The organism is Halobacillus sp. AWM4_238 (assembly GCF_056158265.1).
The window spans coordinates 1,696,122-1,714,854 of record NZ_JBSWSY010000002.1 but is presented as its reverse complement, the minus strand read 5'-3'; the positions used below and the strand labels follow the sequence as shown (position 1 = coordinate 1,714,854).

The 18,733-nt window shown below is 43.5% G+C and carries 18 protein-coding genes, 1 other RNA gene and 1 other annotated feature; of the genes, 17 read left to right on the top strand and 2 right to left on the bottom strand.

Going from position 1 to position 18,733, the window contains the following annotated elements:
• Positions 1-44 precede the first annotated feature (44 nt).
• Positions 45-262, top strand: a binding site (T-box leader).
• Positions 263-332: 70 nt separating this feature from the next.
• The 3 genes from hisS to ssrS all read left to right on the top strand — a co-directional run bounded on the left by hisS (position 333) and on the right by ssrS (position 3,654).
• A complete protein-coding gene (gene hisS / locus ACXACN_RS08920; protein WP_474963873.1) occupies positions 333-1,613 on the top strand; it encodes a histidine--tRNA ligase in 1,281 nt (426 codons plus the stop codon).
• Between the two features lies 1 nt (position 1,614).
• Complete coding sequence (aspS, locus tag ACXACN_RS08915) at positions 1,615-3,396, top strand: aspartate--tRNA ligase (RefSeq protein ID WP_474963871.1); 1,782 nt, start codon at positions 1,615-1,617, stop codon at positions 3,394-3,396.
• Positions 3,397-3,461: 65 nt separating this feature from the next.
• Positions 3,462-3,654: non-coding RNA, 6S RNA (ssrS, locus tag ACXACN_RS08910), on the top strand.
• Positions 3,655-3,795: 141 nt separating this feature from the next.
• On the opposite strand, the gene ACXACN_RS08905 is transcribed toward ssrS, so the two are convergent.
• Positions 3,796-4,452 carry an RsfA family transcriptional regulator gene (locus ACXACN_RS08905; protein ID WP_474963870.1) on the bottom strand — a complete coding sequence of 219 codons (657 nt, stop codon included), beginning with the start codon at positions 4,450-4,452 and terminating at the stop codon, positions 3,796-3,798.
• A gap of 83 nt (positions 4,453-4,535) precedes the next feature.
• Positions 4,536-5,813 (bottom strand): replication-associated recombination protein A, encoded by a 1,278-nt coding sequence (locus tag ACXACN_RS08900; RefSeq protein WP_474963869.1) that lies wholly within the window; start codon positions 5,811-5,813, stop codon positions 4,536-4,538.
• Positions 5,814-5,931: 118 nt separating this feature from the next.
• Here ACXACN_RS08900 and ACXACN_RS08895 point away from each other — a divergent pair, with 118 nt between their 5' ends.
• The 14 genes from ACXACN_RS08895 to ACXACN_RS08830 all read left to right on the top strand — a co-directional run bounded on the left by ACXACN_RS08895 (position 5,932) and on the right by ACXACN_RS08830 (position 18,601).
• Positions 5,932-6,615, top strand: coding sequence for a YczE/YyaS/YitT family protein (locus ACXACN_RS08895; RefSeq protein ID WP_474963868.1), 684 nt, complete (start codon positions 5,932-5,934; stop codon positions 6,613-6,615).
• Positions 6,569-6,988 carry a cysteine metabolism transcriptional regulator CymR gene (gene cymR, locus ACXACN_RS08890; protein ID WP_146812759.1) on the top strand — a complete coding sequence of 140 codons (420 nt, stop codon included), beginning with the start codon at positions 6,569-6,571 and terminating at the stop codon, positions 6,986-6,988. The genes ACXACN_RS08895 and cymR overlap by 47 nt, the downstream gene beginning before the upstream one ends.
• Positions 6,989-7,005: 17 nt before the next feature.
• Positions 7,006-8,145 carry a cysteine desulfurase family protein gene (locus ACXACN_RS08885; RefSeq protein WP_474963866.1) on the top strand — a complete coding sequence of 380 codons (1,140 nt, stop codon included), beginning with the start codon at positions 7,006-7,008 and terminating at the stop codon, positions 8,143-8,145.
• A gap of 18 nt (positions 8,146-8,163) precedes the next feature.
• Complete coding sequence (gene mnmA, locus ACXACN_RS08880) at positions 8,164-9,276, top strand: tRNA 2-thiouridine(34) synthase MnmA (protein WP_474963865.1); 1,113 nt, start codon at positions 8,164-8,166, stop codon at positions 9,274-9,276.
• A 158-nt stretch (positions 9,277-9,434) separates the two neighbouring features.
• Positions 9,435-10,094 (top strand): tetratricopeptide repeat protein, encoded by a 660-nt coding sequence (locus ACXACN_RS08875; protein WP_474963864.1) that lies wholly within the window; start codon positions 9,435-9,437, stop codon positions 10,092-10,094.
• Positions 10,095-10,109: 15 nt separating this feature from the next.
• Positions 10,110-12,437, top strand: a complete 2,328-nt coding sequence (recD2, locus tag ACXACN_RS08870) for an SF1B family DNA helicase RecD2 (protein ID WP_474963862.1) — start codon at positions 10,110-10,112, stop codon at positions 12,435-12,437.
• Positions 12,438-12,449: 12 nt separating this feature from the next.
• Positions 12,450-12,866, top strand: a complete 417-nt coding sequence (locus ACXACN_RS08865; RefSeq protein ID WP_474963861.1) for a hypothetical protein — start codon at positions 12,450-12,452, stop codon at positions 12,864-12,866.
• Between the two features lie 43 nt (positions 12,867-12,909).
• The gene (locus ACXACN_RS08860; protein ID WP_474963860.1) at positions 12,910-13,263 is read left to right on the top strand and encodes a hypothetical protein; all 354 of its coding nucleotides are present in this window, start codon (positions 12,910-12,912) and stop codon (positions 13,261-13,263) included.
• 55 nt (positions 13,264-13,318) lie between these two features.
• Positions 13,319-13,495, top strand: a complete 177-nt coding sequence (locus tag ACXACN_RS08855) for a hypothetical protein (RefSeq protein ID WP_089652618.1) — start codon at positions 13,319-13,321, stop codon at positions 13,493-13,495.
• 6 nt (positions 13,496-13,501) lie between these two features.
• Positions 13,502-14,569 (top strand): AI-2E family transporter, encoded by a 1,068-nt coding sequence (locus tag ACXACN_RS08850; RefSeq protein ID WP_474963858.1) that lies wholly within the window; start codon positions 13,502-13,504, stop codon positions 14,567-14,569.
• Positions 14,570-14,915: 346 nt separating this feature from the next.
• Positions 14,916-17,552, top strand: coding sequence for an alanine--tRNA ligase (gene alaS, locus ACXACN_RS08845; RefSeq protein ID WP_474963857.1), 2,637 nt, complete (start codon positions 14,916-14,918; stop codon positions 17,550-17,552).
• Between the two features lie 64 nt (positions 17,553-17,616).
• Complete coding sequence (locus ACXACN_RS08840) at positions 17,617-17,889, top strand: IreB family regulatory phosphoprotein (RefSeq protein WP_115822523.1); 273 nt, start codon at positions 17,617-17,619, stop codon at positions 17,887-17,889.
• Entirely contained in the window at positions 17,886-18,302 is a 417-nt protein-coding gene (gene ruvX, locus ACXACN_RS08835; RefSeq protein WP_474963856.1) for a Holliday junction resolvase RuvX, read from the top strand. The genes ACXACN_RS08840 and ruvX overlap by 4 nt, the downstream gene beginning before the upstream one ends.
• A gap of 14 nt (positions 18,303-18,316) precedes the next feature.
• Complete coding sequence (locus ACXACN_RS08830) at positions 18,317-18,601, top strand: DUF1292 domain-containing protein (RefSeq protein ID WP_089652614.1); 285 nt, start codon at positions 18,317-18,319, stop codon at positions 18,599-18,601.
• Positions 18,602-18,733 lie beyond the last annotated feature (132 nt).

Sequence of the window (18,733 nt, the reverse complement as noted above, 5' to 3'; positions counted from 1 at the left end):
TTGAAGAAGATTATATGATTATAATCAATTCTAAAATGATTCGAACAAAACCATTGAGGAAAAAAGTAATCAGTTTCCATGCGGACAGAGAACGAATGCCTTAGGCTGAAAGCATTCGATCGTTATATTCTGATGAAAGACGTTTCTTAGGTTCTACATCGAAATAAGAGTAGGTGTAGACGTACACAGGCGTTAACTGTTTTGAGTGGAGGCTGACACAGTCTCAAATCAGGGTGGCAACGCGGGTAATCCCGTCCCTTTTTCGCAAGCGCGGAAAAGGGACGGGATTTTTTGTGGTAAAAAATGGTTTATTTCGTTAGGAGGACTTAGAAATGAGTATGAATGCCCCTCGTGGTACGCAGGATATTCTGCCTGGTACATCTGAAAAATGGCAATATGTAGAAAAGCAATTGGCTGACCTATGCCGACGCTATCATTATAAAGAAATCAGAACACCGATTTTCGAACATACCGAGCTGTTCCAACGAGGAGTTGGAGATAGTACAGACATCGTCCAAAAAGAAATGTATACATTCGAAGATCGAGGAGGTAGAAGCATTACTTTAAGGCCGGAGGGTACTGCTTCTGTCGTTCGTTCTTACGTTCAGAATAAAGTTTACGGGTTACCTAACCAACCGACTAAATACTTCTACATGGGTCCTATGTTCCGCTACGAACGCCCACAACAAGGTAGAATGAGACAGTTTGTGCAGTTTGGTATTGAAGCCTTAGGCAGTGACGATCCAGCTATTGATGCCGAGGTCCTTTCCCTTGCACTGAACTCTTACAAGGAACTAGGGCTGAAATCGTTAAAACTTGTGGTGAACAGTCTTGGTGACAAAGAAAGCAGGGAGGCCCATCGTGCAGCATTGGTTCGTCACTTTGATCCACACCGTGAGGAGCTTTGCGCGGATTGTCAAGTGAGGCTTGATCAAAACCCGCTAAGGGTCCTAGATTGTAAAAAAGACCGTGAACATCCAGCAATGGCAACAGCGCCTTCCATTCTTGAATACTTGAACGACTACTCCAAAGATTACTTTGAAGAGGTCAAACAATATCTAGATGTGATGGACATTGAATATGTTGTAGATCCGAATCTCGTGCGCGGGCTTGATTATTACAACCACACGGCTTTCGAAATTATGAGCGAAGCAGAAGGTTTCGGAGCCATTACGACACTGAGCGGTGGAGGTCGATATACAGGATTAGTTCAAGAAGTGGGCGGTCCTGAAACATCTGGAATCGGTTTTGCCATGAGTATTGAACGCTTATTGATGGCTTTAGAAGCAGAAAACGTTGAACTTCCTATGGATGAAGGTCTAGACGTGTTTTTTGTATCCCTAGGGGATGAAGCGAATCGTACAGCTGTAAAGGTGACAGATGAATTACGCCGTGCTGGTATCCAAGTGGACAAGGATTACTTAGGGAAGAAAATGAAAGCCCAGTTTAAGGCAGCTGATCGACTGGACAGTAAATTTGTACTTGTTCTCGGAGATCAGGAACTTGAAAATGGACGCATTAATGTCAAAAACATGACATCCGGTGAGCAAGAAGAGGTAGCTCTCGATGGAATTATCGAACATATGAAAAAAGAACTGACAGGAGGTAAATAAGATGGAAAGAACAAAATGCGGCTCTTTACGCAAAGAACATCTGGAGCAAGAGGTCACACTGAAAGGATGGGTACAAAAACGCCGTGACCTGGGTGGTTTGATTTTTATCGATTTGAGAGACCGTTCTGGTTTAGTCCAGGTGGTTTTTAATCCTGAGACTTCTGGTGAAGCATTAGAGAAAGCGGAGAACGTTCGAAGCGAATATGTCCTTGAAGTGAATGGAACGGTTGTCGCACGGGATGCTCAAACGATCAACAACAATCTTGGAACCGGAGAGATTGAAGTTGCAGCAAAAGAATTGACGATCCTAAACAAGGCAAAAACTCCCCCGTTTATGATTGAAGATCAATCGGAGGTATCAGAGGATCTTCGTCTTAAATACCGCTACTTGGATTTAAGAAGGAAGGAAATGCAGGAAACATTTAAAATGCGTCACCAAACGACACAGTCCATTCGTAATTTCTTGAATGAAGAAGAATTTTTAGATATGGAAACACCGATGCTGACCAAGAGTACACCAGAAGGAGCGCGTGACTACCTTGTTCCGAGCCGTGTACATGAAGGTGAATTCTATGCCTTGCCTCAATCGCCTCAGCTTTTCAAACAGCTGTTGATGATGTCAGGGTTCGAGAAATATTACCAAATCGTTCGTTGTTTCCGTGACGAAGACTTGCGCGCAGATCGTCAGCCTGAATTCACACAAGTCGATGTGGAGACCTCATTCATGACGAAAGATGATATTATGGCGATGACAGAACGGATGATGAAGCGCGTCATGAAAGAAGTAAAAGGTCAGGAAATTGAAACCCCATTCGTTCGTATGCCATATGATGAGGCGATGGAACGTTACGGTTCTGACAAGCCTGATACCCGCTACGGTCTTGAATTAGTGAATCTATCAGAAGATGTGAGAGATTCCGGGTTTAAAGTCTTCAGTGGTGCCGTTGCTTCCGGCGGTCAGGTAAGTGCTATTAACGTTGAAGGAAAGGCGGATGAATTCTCCCGTAAAGACATCGATAAAATGACAGAAGATGTCAAGGTCTATGGAGCCAAAGGGTTGGCTTGGTTGAAAGTGAAAGACGGGGAGTTTAACGGGCCGATTGCGAAATTCTTCTCTGAAGAAGAGGCCGCTTCAATTAAAGAAAAGATGGGGGCAAAAGATGGAGACCTTCTTCTCTTTGTAGCGGATCAGATCTCTGTTGTTCATGACAGCCTTGGAGCCTTACGTCAAAAACTTGCCCGCCGTTTAGACTTGATTGATGAGTCCAAGTTCAACTTCCTTTGGGTAACGGACTGGCCGTTATTTGAGTACGATGAGGAAGAGGGGCGTTATCATGCTGCCCACCACCCGTTTACAATGCCTGCCGGCGGTAGCATGGATGAACTGAAGAAAAATCCAAAAGACGTCCGGGCAGAAGCTTATGACATTGTGCTCAATGGATACGAACTTGGTGGAGGTTCCTTGCGTATCTTTGAAAAAGAAATGCAGCAGGAAATGTTCGAAGTGCTTGGCTTCAGCCAGGAAGAAGCAAATGAGCAGTTTGGGTTCCTTCTTGAAGCATTGGAATATGGAACACCGCCACACGGAGGTATTGCCTTCGGACTAGACAGACTCGTCATGCTTCTAGCAGGACGGACAAACTTGCGCGACACCATCTTGTTCCCGAAAACAGCATCGGCACAAGACCCTATGACGAATGCACCGGGACCTGTCAGCGAAGCGCAGTTGGATGAACTTCACCTACAGTTGAAGCCATCTAGTCCGTCTGACTCAGATCAATAAATGTGAGGTTAATTGTTGATTCTGTTAAGGTTATATGCTAAGATTACATTACAAAATTAAAGAGACCAATCCTGATGTGTACGTTGTTCGAATGTACGTTTTGACCGAACATTTTTGATACGGGAGCCTGGTGTTTTCATATGGAATGCACGCCTCTTAACCATCATTGATGGGAGGACGCAAGAAATGTGAAACAGGGCACCCACCTGCCTAGAGCGGGTTCAAAACTCATGATACGACGGCACAATTGGGATTGGTCTTTTTAATTCCTCACTTAAAAAATGAATGCTCATAAATGATAAAAAAGCGTTTCCCCTGCAAAGGGGAAACGCTTTTTTGGTCTATGAAATGATAAGACAACCTACAATATTCAGAAACGATACCGTTTGTCTTTGTCAGTTAGCGTGCAAGGTTCTCGAGGTTTCCGTTTTTCTCCATACGGAATTGAGGTTTGTAAGCATGATCGGTGTCATCAAACATGACCATTTTTCTAGCGCGGTCCATGATTTGTATCAATGCTTGATAGTCTTCAGTCATTGCTTCCAACTGTCCATTTAATTGGTGGTTTTGCTCTGCCAATTCTTTGTTTTGACTCTCTAGTTCAGATACGCGGTTTTGGAGTGTTCCAGAAACCGTATTTTCTTGTTTTAAGTTTGTTAAATAGGTGATGACGTCTTCTAAGTCAATTTCTTTTCGTGTTGGCTTCTCTTCACGGATTTCTGCTGAAACCGGTTCAGGAAGCAAGTAGTCTTCTTCCTCTATTTCCGTTTGGTACACAACAGGAGCCTGAGGCCTTTGGTAGACAGGTTGCTGCTTCGCTTCTTTTCGCTTTTTCTCTTTTCGTTGTTTCTTTGCAAGCTCAACAGCTTGTTCGTATTTTTGACGGACTTCAGCATTCCATCTAAACCCACAAGCTGCGGAAGTACGGTTCAATATATCTCCGACTTCATCAAAAGCCTTCAACTGTGTGCTACCTTCCCGGATATGTCTTAAAACAGTTTCGGCTAATAAAAGATCATCTTCATGAGACCAGGCATCTTGTCTTACTTTAGGCATATTCACCACTCCTAATTTTATCTTTAAAGATAATAGTTTGTCAGATTTAGTAGTAGTGTAGCCAAGAAGTAGTCGAAATATACTCAAGTAGACTTCTGCTTTTTGATTTTGCTATAAACCTGTTCTAGAGCTTGTTCGAATTTACCTGTCCGTTTCGGTTCATAGTATTGACGTGTTTGAATGAGATCAGGGAGGTACTGTTGGTCCACCCACGCATTCTCATAATTATGGGGATACTTGTAATCGATTCCTCTGCCTAGCTTTTCTGCACCTTTATAATGAGAGTCTTTTAAATGTTGCGGAACTTCTCCGCTTTTTCCATTTCTAATATCAGAGAGCGCCGCATCAAGTGCTTTGTAGGCACTATTGGATTTAGGAGAGAGAGCAAGCTCTGTCACCGCTACTGCCAATGGAATTCGGGCTTCAGGAAAGCCGATTCTCTCAGCTGCTTCTACGGCAGACAAGGCTCTCGGACCTGCTTGAGGGTTGGCGAGACCAATGTCTTCATAGGCAATGACTACTAATCTTCTAGCGATGCTATCGAGGTCCCCGGCTTCGATCAGTCGGCCTAAATAATGAAGAGAAGCGTCAACGTCACTCCCACGTATCGATTTTTGAAAGGCGGAGAGGACATCATAATGAGCATCTCCATCCTTATCATGTGTGAAGCTTTTCTTCTGCATACATTCTTCTGCAACTTCCAAGTCGATTTTCACCGTTCCATTTTCATCAGCCGGTGTAGAAAAAGCGGCTAGTTCCAATCCATTCAAGGCGGCGCGCAAATCTCCATTGGACGATTGAGAAAAGTGGTTACGTGCTTCATCTGTAATCTGGATGTCCATGTGGCCAAGGCCTTTTTCACGGTCATTTAACGCTCTGTGAATGGCTTGTTTGATGTCATCCCCTTCCAATCGGAACAGTTCAAATAAATGACAACGGCTTCGTATCGCGGGATTAATGGAATGGTATGGATTGCTTGTCGTACAACCAATCATGGTTAAACGATTGCTCTCCAGGTGGGGGAGAAGGAAATCCTGCTTGGCTTTATCCAGACGATGGACCTCATCAAGGATCAACACGAGTTGCCCATGCATTTTTGCTTCTTCAACAGCTATTTCCATGTCTTTCTTCTTATCAGTTACGGCGTTCAACGTTTTATGAGGGATATTTAAACTTTTAGCTAGCGCAGTCGCCATCGAAGTTTTCCCTGTACCAGGGGGGCCGAATAAAATCATCGATGCCAGACGTTCAGCCTTGATCATGCGGTTGATGGTTTTTCCTTCGGCAACGAGATGGGACTGGCCGATGATTTCATCTATATTTGCTGGTCGCAATCGAAAAGCGAGTGGTTGCTGACTCATACAACATTCTCCTTTTGGTAGTTATGAATGTAAGCGTAGAATGATTTTCAGGAAAATGCAAGAGACTTGCCATTCATGCTATAATAGCGTTTGGTATAATAGAGAGAGGAGGGTGACCATGATTTATGATAAGAAGAAAAAGCGCGAACGAGCGATTCGATGGAGCTTTTTCTTTATCGGTTTAGTCATCCTTGGCCTCGGAATTTCAATGACGATGCAGGTGAAAGAGTTCGGAATTGGACCATGGGATGTTTTCCATTATGGTTTGTTTCTGAAACTTGGCCTCACTGTAGGGACCTGGTCAGTAATCGCAGGGTTAATGATCGTTCTCACGAGCTCGGTTTTACAAAAAAGGTGGCCGCAAATAGGAACACTATTGAATATGGTACTCATTGGTGTGTTTATAGATTTTTTTAATTGGCTTTTACCGGAACCGGAAACATTGATGATGCAATTGTTTATATTTATATCAGGAACGTTTGTCATTGCTCTTGGAATTGGTGTTTATGTTGCACCTGAAATTGGAGCAGGGCCGAGAGATAGTCTGATGTTATTGATTACGAAGGCCACAGGATGGAAAGTATCGACTGTAAGAAATGGAATTGAAATCATCGTAGCCGTTGCAGGTTTTGCCCTTGGAGGGCCCGTCGGAGCAGGTACTGTATTTATCGCTCTGTTTCTGGGAACCTTCGTAGGATACACCTTACCCCAGGCAAAAACATGGCTACAGTTTTTAATAATGAAGGGTGACTTGTATGAAGATATCTACCAAAGGCCGTTACGGGCTAACCATCATGATTGAGCTGGCAAGGAAATATGGGGACGGTCCCATTTCCTTAAAACAAATCGCAAGGGATAATGATTTATCCGAACATTACTTGGAGCAACTAATCGCTCCATTGCGTAATGCAAGTCTCGTAAAAAGTGTGCGTGGTGCCTATGGCGGCTATATGCTTACGAAGGCTCCTCATGAGATTACAGCAGGAGATGTGATTCGTGTGCTGGAAGGGCCGATCACCCCTGTTGAGGGTATTGAAAATGAAGAGCCAGCGAAGCAAGCCTTGTGGAAGAGGGTCAGAGATGCAGTGAAAGATGTCCTTGACACGACAACGCTTGAAGACTTGAAAGATCATGTAGATGACCAGACTCAGGATGCGTATATGTTTTATATTTAATGGTTGGAGGTGAAAAGATGAACTCAATATATTTGGACCATGCTGCGACTTCACCTGTCCATCCAAAAGTGATCGAAGAAATGATGCCTGTTTATAAAGAGATCTTTGGTAATCCATCGAGTGTTCATCAGTTTGGAAGGAAAGCTCGTCGAATTTTGGATGAAGGGCGAAGAACCATCGCTCGCGGCCTGGGTGCGAATGAGAAAGAAATTGTTTTTACGAGCGGAGGAACGGAAGCGGACAATTTAGCCATCATCGGTACCGCAAGGGCCAATCGATCGAAGGGCAAGCATATCATTACCACTTCGATTGAACATCATGCTACATTACATGCAGTCGAATATTTGGAGTCCAAGGACTTTGAAGTCACTTATCTGCCTGTAGATGAGCATGGGGTAGTGAATGTGGATGATGTGAAGGATGCGCTTCGTGATGATACCATTCTTGTATCCATTATGATGGTCAATAATGAAACGGGAGCGATTCAGCCAATTGAAGAAATCGCGTCTGTTTTAAAGTCGCATCAGGCTTATTTCCATTCCGATGTCGTTCAGGCTTATGGTCTGATGGATTTAGATGTTTCAAAAATCGAAGTCGATTTGATGGCAGTTTCCGGCCACAAAATTAATGGGCCTAAAGGGATCGGCTTTTTGTATATCCGTGAAGGTACGTCGGTTGAATCTCTTCAATACGGCGGTGAACAGGAGCGGAAAAGGCGGGCAGGTACAGAAAACATTCCAGCGGTTCATGGACTGAAGACGGCTGTTGAGATGATGCAGGCAGAGCGTTCGACGTATAAAGAAAAATATCTTCATTACAAGCAGCTCTTCCTTCAAACGCTAAAGGAAGAGAACGTATCATTTGAAGTGAACGGGTCCCATGAAAAAACCATAGAATCGATTGTAAACATCAGCTTTCCTGGGATGAACGTGGAGGCATTGCTCACGAACTTTGATTTGTCAGGGATCGCTGCTTCGAGCGGGAGTGCATGTACGGCAGGATCTGTAGAGCCTTCCCATGTTCTTTCAGCAATGTTTGGCTCTAATCACCCAAAAACGACCAATTCGATACGGTTCAGTTTTGGACTTGCAAATAATGAAGAAAATATAATAGAAGCAGCAAGGAAAGTCAGTCAAATAATTCAACGACTGACTTGATAAAGGAAGGTGAAACAAATGAAAGATCCTAAAGATACACGAGTAGTCGTTGGGATGAGTGGGGGTGTGGATTCATCCGTCGCAGCTCTACTCCTGAAAGAACAAGGCTATGATGTTGTGGGTATTTTTATGAAGAATTGGGATGATACCGATGAAAATGGTGTCTGTACAGCTACAGAAGATTATGAAGATGTCATCCGTGTGTGTAACCAGTTGGATATTCCATACTTTGCAGTGAACTTTGAAAAGCAGTATTGGGACAAGGTGTTCACGTATTTCCTTGAAGAATACAAAAAAGGACGTACACCGAACCCTGATGTGATGTGTAACAAAGAGATCAAGTTCAAAGCGTTCATGGAGCACGCAATGTCTCTAGGTGCTGACTATTTGGCAACGGGCCACTATGCGCAAGTCCGTGAAAACGACGGTACGTATGAAATGCTTCGTGGTGTCGATCACAATAAAGACCAAACATACTTCTTGAATCAACTTTCTCAAGAAGTGCTCTCTAAAGTGATGTTTCCGTTAGGTCACCTCGAGAAAAAAGAAGTGCGTGCGATTGCGGAAGAACATGGTCTCGCCACAGCAAAAAAGAAAGATTCTACAGGGATCTGCTTTATCGGAGAGCGTAACTTTAAGGAGTTCCTCAGTGAGTACCTGCCGGCACAACCGGGCAACATGGAAACGCTCGATGGTGAAGTGAAAGGCAAGCATGACGGTTTGATGTACTACACATTAGGTCAGCGTCAAGGACTAGGCATTGGAGGCGCTGGGGACCCATGGTTTGTTGTCGGTAAGAATGTTAAGGATAACATCCTTTACGTTGGACAAGGGTTCCATCATGAGGCGCTGTACTCTGAAGGTCTTATAGCATCAGAAGCGAGCTGGACAAAAGGAGACGCTCCGTCTGAACCATTCAAATGTACCGCTAAATTCCGTTATCGCCAAGATGACAGTGGAGTGACGGTATACCCGCTGGAAGATGGGAAATGGAAGGTCATGTTTGACGAACCAGAGCGTGCGATCACTCCAGGGCAAGCAGTCGTGTTTTATGATGGTGATGTTTGCCTCGGCGGAGCGACCATTGATGTTGTTCTTAAACAAGATGAAGCCATCACTTATGTAGGATAGAATGAAAAAGTCATGTCCGTATTTTTTGGACATGACTTTTTTATGAGTGTATATTTATGTTTTATATGGAGGTAGGCAGCTTTGCTCTGCAGGCCCCACGTAAATCCCATGGAAGAGATGTTTTTTAGTAGAGGCATTTGAAAGGAGAAGGTAAGAAAATGGATAAATTAAAACAAGGAATCGAACAGATGCAAAACCATAATTATGAGGAAGCGGCGAAGTTATTTACGGAGGCTATCGACGAGAATCCGAAAGAGCCTGTCGGGTATATCAATTTCGGTAACTTGCTGACACATATGAACGATCACGAAAGAGCCGAGCGCTTCTTTCATCGTGCCATTGAGTTGGATGACACCGCTGCAACCGCTTATTATGGCCTGGGAAATGTGTATTATGAACAGGAAAAGTACACGAAAGCGCAAGAGCAGTTCATTCAAGCCATTCAGCAAGGATTGGATGAAGCAGATGTACACTTTATGTTAGGGATGACATTTATTCATCAAGAATACGTGAAGCTTGCCCTTCCTTATCTTTTGAGAGCATCAGAACTTGCACCGGAAGACGTTGATGTCCAATTCCAATATGGCTTGTGCCTCGCCCAAAATGGTCAAATTGATCAAGCTGAACAAGTCATGAACCATGTGCTACAATTAGAAGAACAACACAGTGATGCACATTACAACCTTGGTGTGGTAGCTCTTCATAAGGAGAATGCTCAAAAAGCATTGGAGCATTTTTCTAAAGCTTTGAACATTAATCCTGAGCATATGCTGGCAGCTCATGCCAAAGGGCAAGTGGAACAAGCGTTAAGCGAGTAGAGGAGTTCGATGGTCATGACACAACAATCGCTCTTTCAAGAATCGAATGAAGAACGCCCGTTTGTCAAAGGGGAATTGAGCCGGATGATTTTTCATAATGAATCCGAGCATTTTTCGATTGCTTCCATTCATGTGAAAGAAACGAACGAAGCTTTCGACGAGAAGTCCCTTGTCATCAAAGGACATTTTTCCCCTTTGGAGGAGGGCGAAACCTATTTGTTTTATGGTCAATTCAAAAACCATAAAAAATTTGGTCTGCAATATGAAGTAGAAATGTACAATCGTGTCTTGCCGGAAACGAAAGATGGGATCGTCCTCTACTTGTCCAGTGATCTATTTCACGGCATCGGAAAAAAAACGGCCGAACGGATCGTGGATGAGTTAGGGGAGCAAGCGATCTCGAGAATATTGGAAGATCGTGATGTTCTTGATGCTGTTCCGAAGTTACCGAAAGAAAAAGCGGATCAACTATTCGAGGCCTTGAAAGAGCATCAAGGGTTCGAACACGTCATGATTCATTTGTCTCAATATGGGTTTGGTTTGAAACTGGCTCAAAAAATCTATGAAGCCTTCAAGGATCAAACGATGGCGATCATTGAAGAGGATCCTTATCAGCTCGTTTTTCATGTCGATGGTTTCGGTTTTCATCGCGCGGATGAAATGGCGAAGATACAAAACCTTTCGCATGACCACCCGACAAGGATTCGGGCGGCGTGTTTGTATATGATGCAGAAGAGCATGAGTGCAGGTCATGTCTATCTGCCAACAGAAGAGTGCCTTGTTCAAGTGGAACAGCTGTTAAATCAGGGTCCTGAGCCTGCGATTACTTTTGAACAGCTATCCGAGCAAATGATCCATCTTGGTGAAGAACGATTTGTGTATATTGAAGAAGAACGTATTTACCTTCCGACTTTGTACTTTGCTGAGAATGGATTTCGCAGTCATGTGGCTCGCATTCAAGAAAAAGAGGTGGATGTCGAGCATACCCAAGCGGATTTGATGAAAATCATCGGAGATTTAGAAGAAGAGGAAGCCATGAGTTACGGGGAAGATCAGTTCAACGCCATCGAAAAGGCTCTTCAGTCTAAATTAATGATTTTAACGGGTGGACCGGGGACAGGGAAAACAACAGTGATTAAAGGAATCATCCATACGTATGCAGAATTGAACGATTTTTCTATCCACCCGGAAGATTACGATAGTGACAAGCCTTTTCCATTCGTCCTTGCCGCACCTACGGGGAGAGCGGCAAAAAGGATGACAGAATCCACGGGGCTGCCTGCTAGCACGATCCACCGTTTGCTTGGTTGGGATGGACATGATTCTTTCGAACGCAATCAGAACAACCCACTAGAAGGAAGTTTATTGATCATCGATGAGTTTTCGATGGTCGATATTTGGCTTGCCAATCAGTTGTTCCGGGCCATTCCTGATGATATGCAGGTCTTACTTGTAGGAGATGAAGACCAACTGCCATCGGTTGGACCCGGTCAAGTGCTTGCTGATCTGTTGGCATCTAACACTCTTCCTTCCGTCAAGTTGACGGAAGTCTATCGGCAAAAGGAAGGCTCGAAAATCATCCAGCTAGCCCATGAAATAAAGAAGGATGCATGTACGCCGGCCTCTCTCGAAAAGGACCATGACTTTAACTTCATCCCAGCAAGAGAACATCAATTAAGTGAACTTGTAACAAACATTGTCCAAAAAGCGTTGGACAAGGGGAATGAATTGAAAGACATTCAAGTGCTTGCTCCTATGTATCGAACAGACGTAGGGATTCATAAATTGAATGAAAGCATTCAGCAAACCGTTAATCCAAAAAGTAAACAAAAGCGTGATTTAAAGCATTTCGAAGTCATCTTTCGAAAAGGGGATAAGGTCATCCAATTGGTCAATCAACCAGAAGATGGCGTTTATAACGGAGATATTGGTGAGATTGTTGCAATTTTCCGTGCAGAAGAAAACGTCGATGGTGTGGAGCAGGTGGTCGTCGACTTTGAAGGAAAAGAAGTGGTTTATCCAAAAAAAGATTTGAACAGCATCATGCACGCCTATTGTACGTCCATCCACAAATCCCAGGGAAGTGAGTTTCCCATTGTGATTCTGCCAATCGTAAGAAGCTACCGTCGAATGTTAAGAAAGAATTTAATTTATACGGCCATTACAAGATCCAAGCAGTCACTCATCATATGTGGAGATCGTGAAGCTTTCCTTGACGGTGTGGGGACGACAGATACGAATACAAGATACACACGGTTAAAAGAGAAGCTGCAAGAAGAAACCGTTCCTGAAGTCGATACCGAAGAAGAGGAAGAACAGTTGTCACCATACGATTTTATGTAGGAGGGGAACGTTTTGGCTCATTCTATTGGAATGTCTGGAAGTACCATCTTGTCCAGTCGTGATCGTCTTTCGGAGCTATTTGCTAAAGGATTTCCTCATGTGGAAATAGGGGAGTTTGGAGACAGAGACTCTTATCTCTCCTTTTTGAATTTAGTCAGACAGAACAACGTTAGTTTTGGGATCCATGTTCCTCATTTCAGAGAGAATAGTAAATATGATCTGTTGGAAGAAGTGAACATGCATCCATCACTTGCCAGGGAATTGTTTATAGAGGAAGTACAAGAGGCGGCTCGATCAGGAGCTTCCTATGTTCTCGTTCATTTTCCTTACTTCAAAGGTGAGGTTGATTCTTCCCTATGCAAGGATAGAGGAAGGCTTGCAGTTTTTACATCACGTGCAGAATTCTTACGGAGTTCCGATCGTCTGTGAACCAAAACTCGGTCACAATAGATCATCAGAGGGGATTCGATATTTGAATCATTTTCCTGTACAGAAATGGGAAAAGTATGGCCTTGGTATTTGTATCGATATCGGTGATTATAGAATTGCCGTGGAGGATAATTGGAGGGAATATATAGAGCCGCTTCTGCCATTTACGAAAGTCGTACATATGCATAATGTCCGGTTCACAAACGAAGGATATATTTGGACACCCATCCACCCGGATTTTGATAAACAAGGCACAGCTTTTGACATGGCCCCTTGTATAGAGCTGCTGGCTAAAGGCCGGGACAAATATTTTATACTGGAGCATACACCACACACCAACCCATCTTTCGCAGAGGTGGATGAAGGTATTGACTGGGTGATTGAACAACTCAAGTAATGTATGAATCTCATTTTCGTGGACATACTATTTGGTAAAAAAAGGAGTATGTCCGATGAGATGTCCGAACTGCAATAACAAGAACCTTGGGAAGATCGGTAACGAACAATACTATTGTTGGAATTGTTGTCTTGAGTTAACCATTGAAGATGGGAAGATGAATATCAACCAAATTGAGGAAGATGGCAGTTTAAGTTCTTTGAATGATATTTTTTATCAGCAAGGATCTTGATGATTCATGAGTGATCGCTCCTCAAAATGGTTGCGGAGATTCACCATCTTTTTCATTCTCTTACTTTCTCTCTTATTACTAGCCTGGTTGTTTCCCTATTATGACGGCGTCCTCATCGTCATGGGGAAAGTATTGCTGCCGTTCTTACTGGCTCTTGTGTTATCTCTTTTGCTCCATCCCCTTGTGCATGTGATCGAGGATTTCGGTCTGACTCGAACGATCAGTATCCTTTTAATTTTTGTGTTGTTTTTTTCGTTGACGGCCTTTGGATTATATAAAGGTATTCCACGCCTGCTAGATCAATTGAAGCTCTTAAATGAGCATTTGCCTTTGTTGGTTGAGTCCTATCAGGATTGGACGAAGCAGCTTTATGCTCAAACAGAAAAACTGCCGGATGGGCTGCACCATGAAGTGGATGGGCGTTTTGCCCGTTTTGAGGAATGGGTAAGTGGAAGAGTGATGGCCTTACTGGCTGGTCTTAGCGGAATCTTCAATATGATTGTTCTTCTAGCTGTCGTGCCTGTGATGACGTTTTATTTTTTGAAAGATTATAAAAGTATAGGGAAGTCTCTTATGTCCTTGCTCCCTTCTCAATGGCACGAGGAATCCAAAAGGCTGGTCAGAGAGTTGAATCATTCTCTCGGGGGCTATATTCGTGGCCAGCTGCTGATCAGTTTATTTGTCGGAGTCATAGCTACGGCTGGTTTCTGGTTGATAGACCTTCCGTACCCTCTAGTTTTAGGGCTGATTGCTGGGCTAACAAATATCATCCCCTATTTCGGTCCTCTTCTAGGAGCGGGGCCTGCGGTTATCGTAGCTCTTACAGTTAGTGTGAATACACTCGTTTTCACATTAGCCGTCATTCTGATCATTCAATTAGTGGAGGGAAATCTACTTTCTCCTTATATTATGGGGAAGAGTATACACATCCACCCCTTGTTCATCATATTAGCCCTCCTGGTAGGTGGAGAAGTAGCTGGAATCACAGGGCTGATTTTAGCAGTTCCTGTATTGACTTGTTTAAAAGTTGTAGCAGCTGAAATCCGTACAGGTAGGTTAAATATTGACAGATGACCACCAGTTATCTATAATTACGCTTAGCAAAGACTATTAGGACGAAAGAACATGATGAAGGAAAAGAGTAGGCGATTCATTCATGATCAGAGAGATGCGTTCCAGGCTGAAAAACGCATTACATGAAAGTTGTTGAAAGCTATTCCGGAGTGCGGTTAATTCCCGCCGGGTTCATGCCACGTTACAGGCATTCAAGCTGATAGACGAGTATGGTCTATAACCAGGGTGGTACCGCGGAATCAAAACCTCGTCCCTGCCGAACTTAAGGCAGAGACGGGGTTTTTTTGTTCCTTCTTCGTCCGGAACGGTCTCTATTCTATCGATGAAACTGAGGAGGTTATTGAAAATGAAATCATTAACATCAGCGGAAGTCCGTCAAATGTTTCTTGACTTCTTTAAAGAAAAAGGACATAGCGTTGAACCTAGCGCATCACTCGTTCCCCACGAAGATCCTACACTGCTGTGGATCAATAGTGGTGTGGCAACCTTAAAGAAATATTTTGATGGTCGCGTCATTCCCGAAAACCCACGCATTGTGAATGCACAAAAATCCATTCGTACGAATGATATTGAAAATGTAGGGTTCACAGCTAGGCACCATACCTTCTTTGAAATGCTTGGCAACTTTTCGATCGGCGATTATTTCAAAGAAGAAGCCATGGAATGGGCTTGGGAGTTCCTTACGAGTGATCAATGGATTGGATTTGATCCAGAACGGCTCTCTGTAACCGTGCACCCGGAAGATGATGAAGCTTTTCAAATATGGAAAGAAAAAATTGGATTAGATGAAGAGCGCATCATCCGCATTGAAGAAAATTTCTGGGATATCGGAGAAGGACCAAGTGGACCGAATACGGAAATCTTTTACGATCGTGGAGAAGAATACGGAAATGACTCCAATGATCCAGAACTTTACCCTGGTGGAGAAAACGAACGCTATTTGGAAATATGGAATCTTGTTTTCTCTCAGTTCAACCATAACCCTGATGATACGTATACCCCACTTCCTAAGAAAAACATTGATACAGGGATGGGGCTTGAGCGTATTGTTTGTGTCATTCAAGAAACGGAAACGAATTTTGAAACAGATTTGTTCCTTCCGATTATTAAAGCAACGGAACAAATGGCAGACAACAATTATGGCGACAGCTTTGAGACAGATGCTTCCTTCAAAGTCATTGCAGACCATATGAGAACAGTGACATTCGCTGTCAGTGATGGAGCATTACCATCCAATGAAGGACGTGGTTACGTTTTGCGACGTCTGCTGCGTAGAGCTGTACGTTTTGCGAAGCAGATCGGGATCGACAAGCCGTTCATGTATAAACTAGTTCCTGAAGTCTCTAAAATTATGGTCGACTTCTATCCTGAAGTGAAAGAAAAAGAAGCCTTCATCCAAAACGTCATTCAGACAGAAGAAGCGCGTTTCCATGAAACATTGAATGATGGCTTACAAATTCTTTCCACCATCATCAAACAGGAAACAGAAAAAGGAAGCAACGTATTCCCTGGAACCGAAGTCTTCCGTTTATACGATACGTATGGCTTCCCGAAAGAGCTGACGGAAGAGTACGTAGCCGAAGCTGGCTTCACCATTGACGAAGAAGGTTTCCAAAACGAAATGCAAAAGCAGCGGGAGCGCGCACGTAGTGCTCGTCAAAAGACGGATTCCATGCAGGTCCAAGATGGAGTACTAGGTGATGTTCATGTGAAAAGTGAATTCATTGGTTATGACACTCTTCAAGTTGAAACGGAGATTGTAGAATTGATTAAAGGAAAAGAGTTCAGCGGTTTTGCAGAAGAAGGCGACACGATTTACCTTTTCCTATCCCAAACCCCTTTCTACGCCGAGAGTGGTGGTCAGATTGCCGATCGTGGTTTCTTGAGAACGGAGTCTGCTTTAATTGAAGTAACGAATGTTCAAAAAGCACCGAATGGGCAGCATATGCATGAAGCGGTCGTTATACAAGGTACGATTGAAAAAGGAGCCACAGTGAATGCAGAAGTTGATCAACGTGGCCGGTCCTTTATTGTTAAAAACCATACGGCGACACACCTTCTGCATCAAGCATTGAAAGATGTCCTCGGCGAGCATGTCAATCAAGCCGGTTCTCTTGTAGCTCCAGACCGCCTGCGCTTTGACTTCTCTCACTTCGGATCTGTAACGAACGAAGAAATGGAGAAAATCGAGGCCATCGTTAATGAAAAAGTATGGCAGTCTATTCCGGTCTCCATCGAGCTTAATTCTATCGAAGAAGCAAAAGCGAAAGGCGCGATGGCTCTATTCGGTGAGAAATATGGAGACACCGTCAGAGTCGTGCAGATCGGAGATTACAGCCTCGAGCTTTGCGGAGGTTGCCATGTAATGAACACAGCTGAAATCGGCTTATTCAAGATTATTTCAGAGTCTGGAATTGGTGCGGGCACAAGAAGAATTGAGGCTGTCACAGCTAAGGATGCTTATCTGTATATGAATGGAAAAGAATCCTTGCTGAAAAAAGCCGGCCAGCAGTTGAAGACGAAGCCTGAGCAGGTTCCTGAACGCATCGAAGTTCTTCATAAAGAAATGAAAGATCTTCAAAAAGAAAATGAATCACTGAGTGCAAAATTATCAAACGTGGAAGCCTCCAATATTCTGGATGAAGTGGAGGAAGTCAACGGAGTAAAAGTTCTTGCTAAGCAAGTGGATGTCAAAGATATGAATGCTCTCAGGACAATGGTTGATGACCTGAAGCAGAAACTTGACTCCGGAATGATCCTTCTTGCCGCTCCGAATGGAGACAAAGTTCAATTGATTGCAGGAGTATCCAAGGACTTAATAGAAAAAGGATATCATGCAGGGCAATTAATCAAAGAAGCAGCGACCCGATGTGGTGGCGGCGGAGGCGGCCGTCCAGACATGGCTCAAGCGGGTGGTAAAGACGCCTCTAAAATTCCAGAAGCGCTTGAATATGCCAAGGAATATGCAAGTCAAAACGCCTAGTTTTTCCTATAGAAGAATTAGGTATATAATAGAGTAAATACTACAAAAGTGCGAGGTGACTGTAATGAGTTCAATGGATAAAACGATGAGGTTCAACTTCTCTGAAGAACCGTTTGATCAAGATGTCCAATCCGTACTTCTATCTGTTTACGGAGCATTACAAGAGAAAGGGTACAATCCGATCAATCAGATTGTCGGATACTTGCTATCAGGCGACCCTGCATACATTCCTCGTCATCAGGATGCCAGAAACTTGATCCGTAAAATTGAACGTGATGAGTTGATTGAAGAGCTGGTTAAATCTTACATCAAAGAGAATAAAGAGGGCATTGAATGAAAAAAATAGGATTGGATGTGGGCGAAAAAACGATAGGCATCGCCATATCGGATGCTCTGGGCTGGACGGCCCAGGGTCTCACCACACTCCGTTGGGACGAACAGGACTACGATACGGCCAAAGAGCCGTTAAAAGAAGTCATCCGTGACCATGATGTGACGGAAGCAATCGTAGGATTTCCGAAAAATATGAATGGAACGGTCGGACCACGAGGAGAAGCGAGCCAGACTTTCGCCACATGGCTGGAAGAAGAATTTCATCTCCAAACACATCTTTGGGATGAACGCTTAACTACAATGGCAGCCGAACGTGTGCTGTTGGATGCAGATGTCAGCAGGAAAAAACGGAAAAAAGTGATTGATAAAATGGCTGCTGTCATGATTTTACAAAGTTATTTGGATTCGAAACAATAAGGAGGATGTCTTATATGGCACTAGAAAAAGAAGAACGTATCATCATCCCTGATGAAAATGGGGAAGAGCATTTATTCGAAGTTTTGTTTACCTTCGATGTTGAACAAACCGGACATTCTTACATTGCAGTTGTCCCTGCTGAACAAAAGGATGGAGAAGAAGTAGAAGTCTTCGCCTTCCGTTATGAAGAAAAAGGGAATGAAGAGGACGACCTTGCTCTATTCCAAATCGAATCCGATGATGAATGGGAAATGGTTGAAGAAATGTTGAACACGTTGACAGATGAAGATTTGACGTGATCTGAAAAGCCTGCAGCAATTGCTGCAGGCTTTTATACTACTCATAGGGTAACTTTCTGATACATCTCTGTTCTATCCTCAACCATAGATAACCCTCCAAGTTCCATCTCCTTGTAGAAAATTGAGGGAATA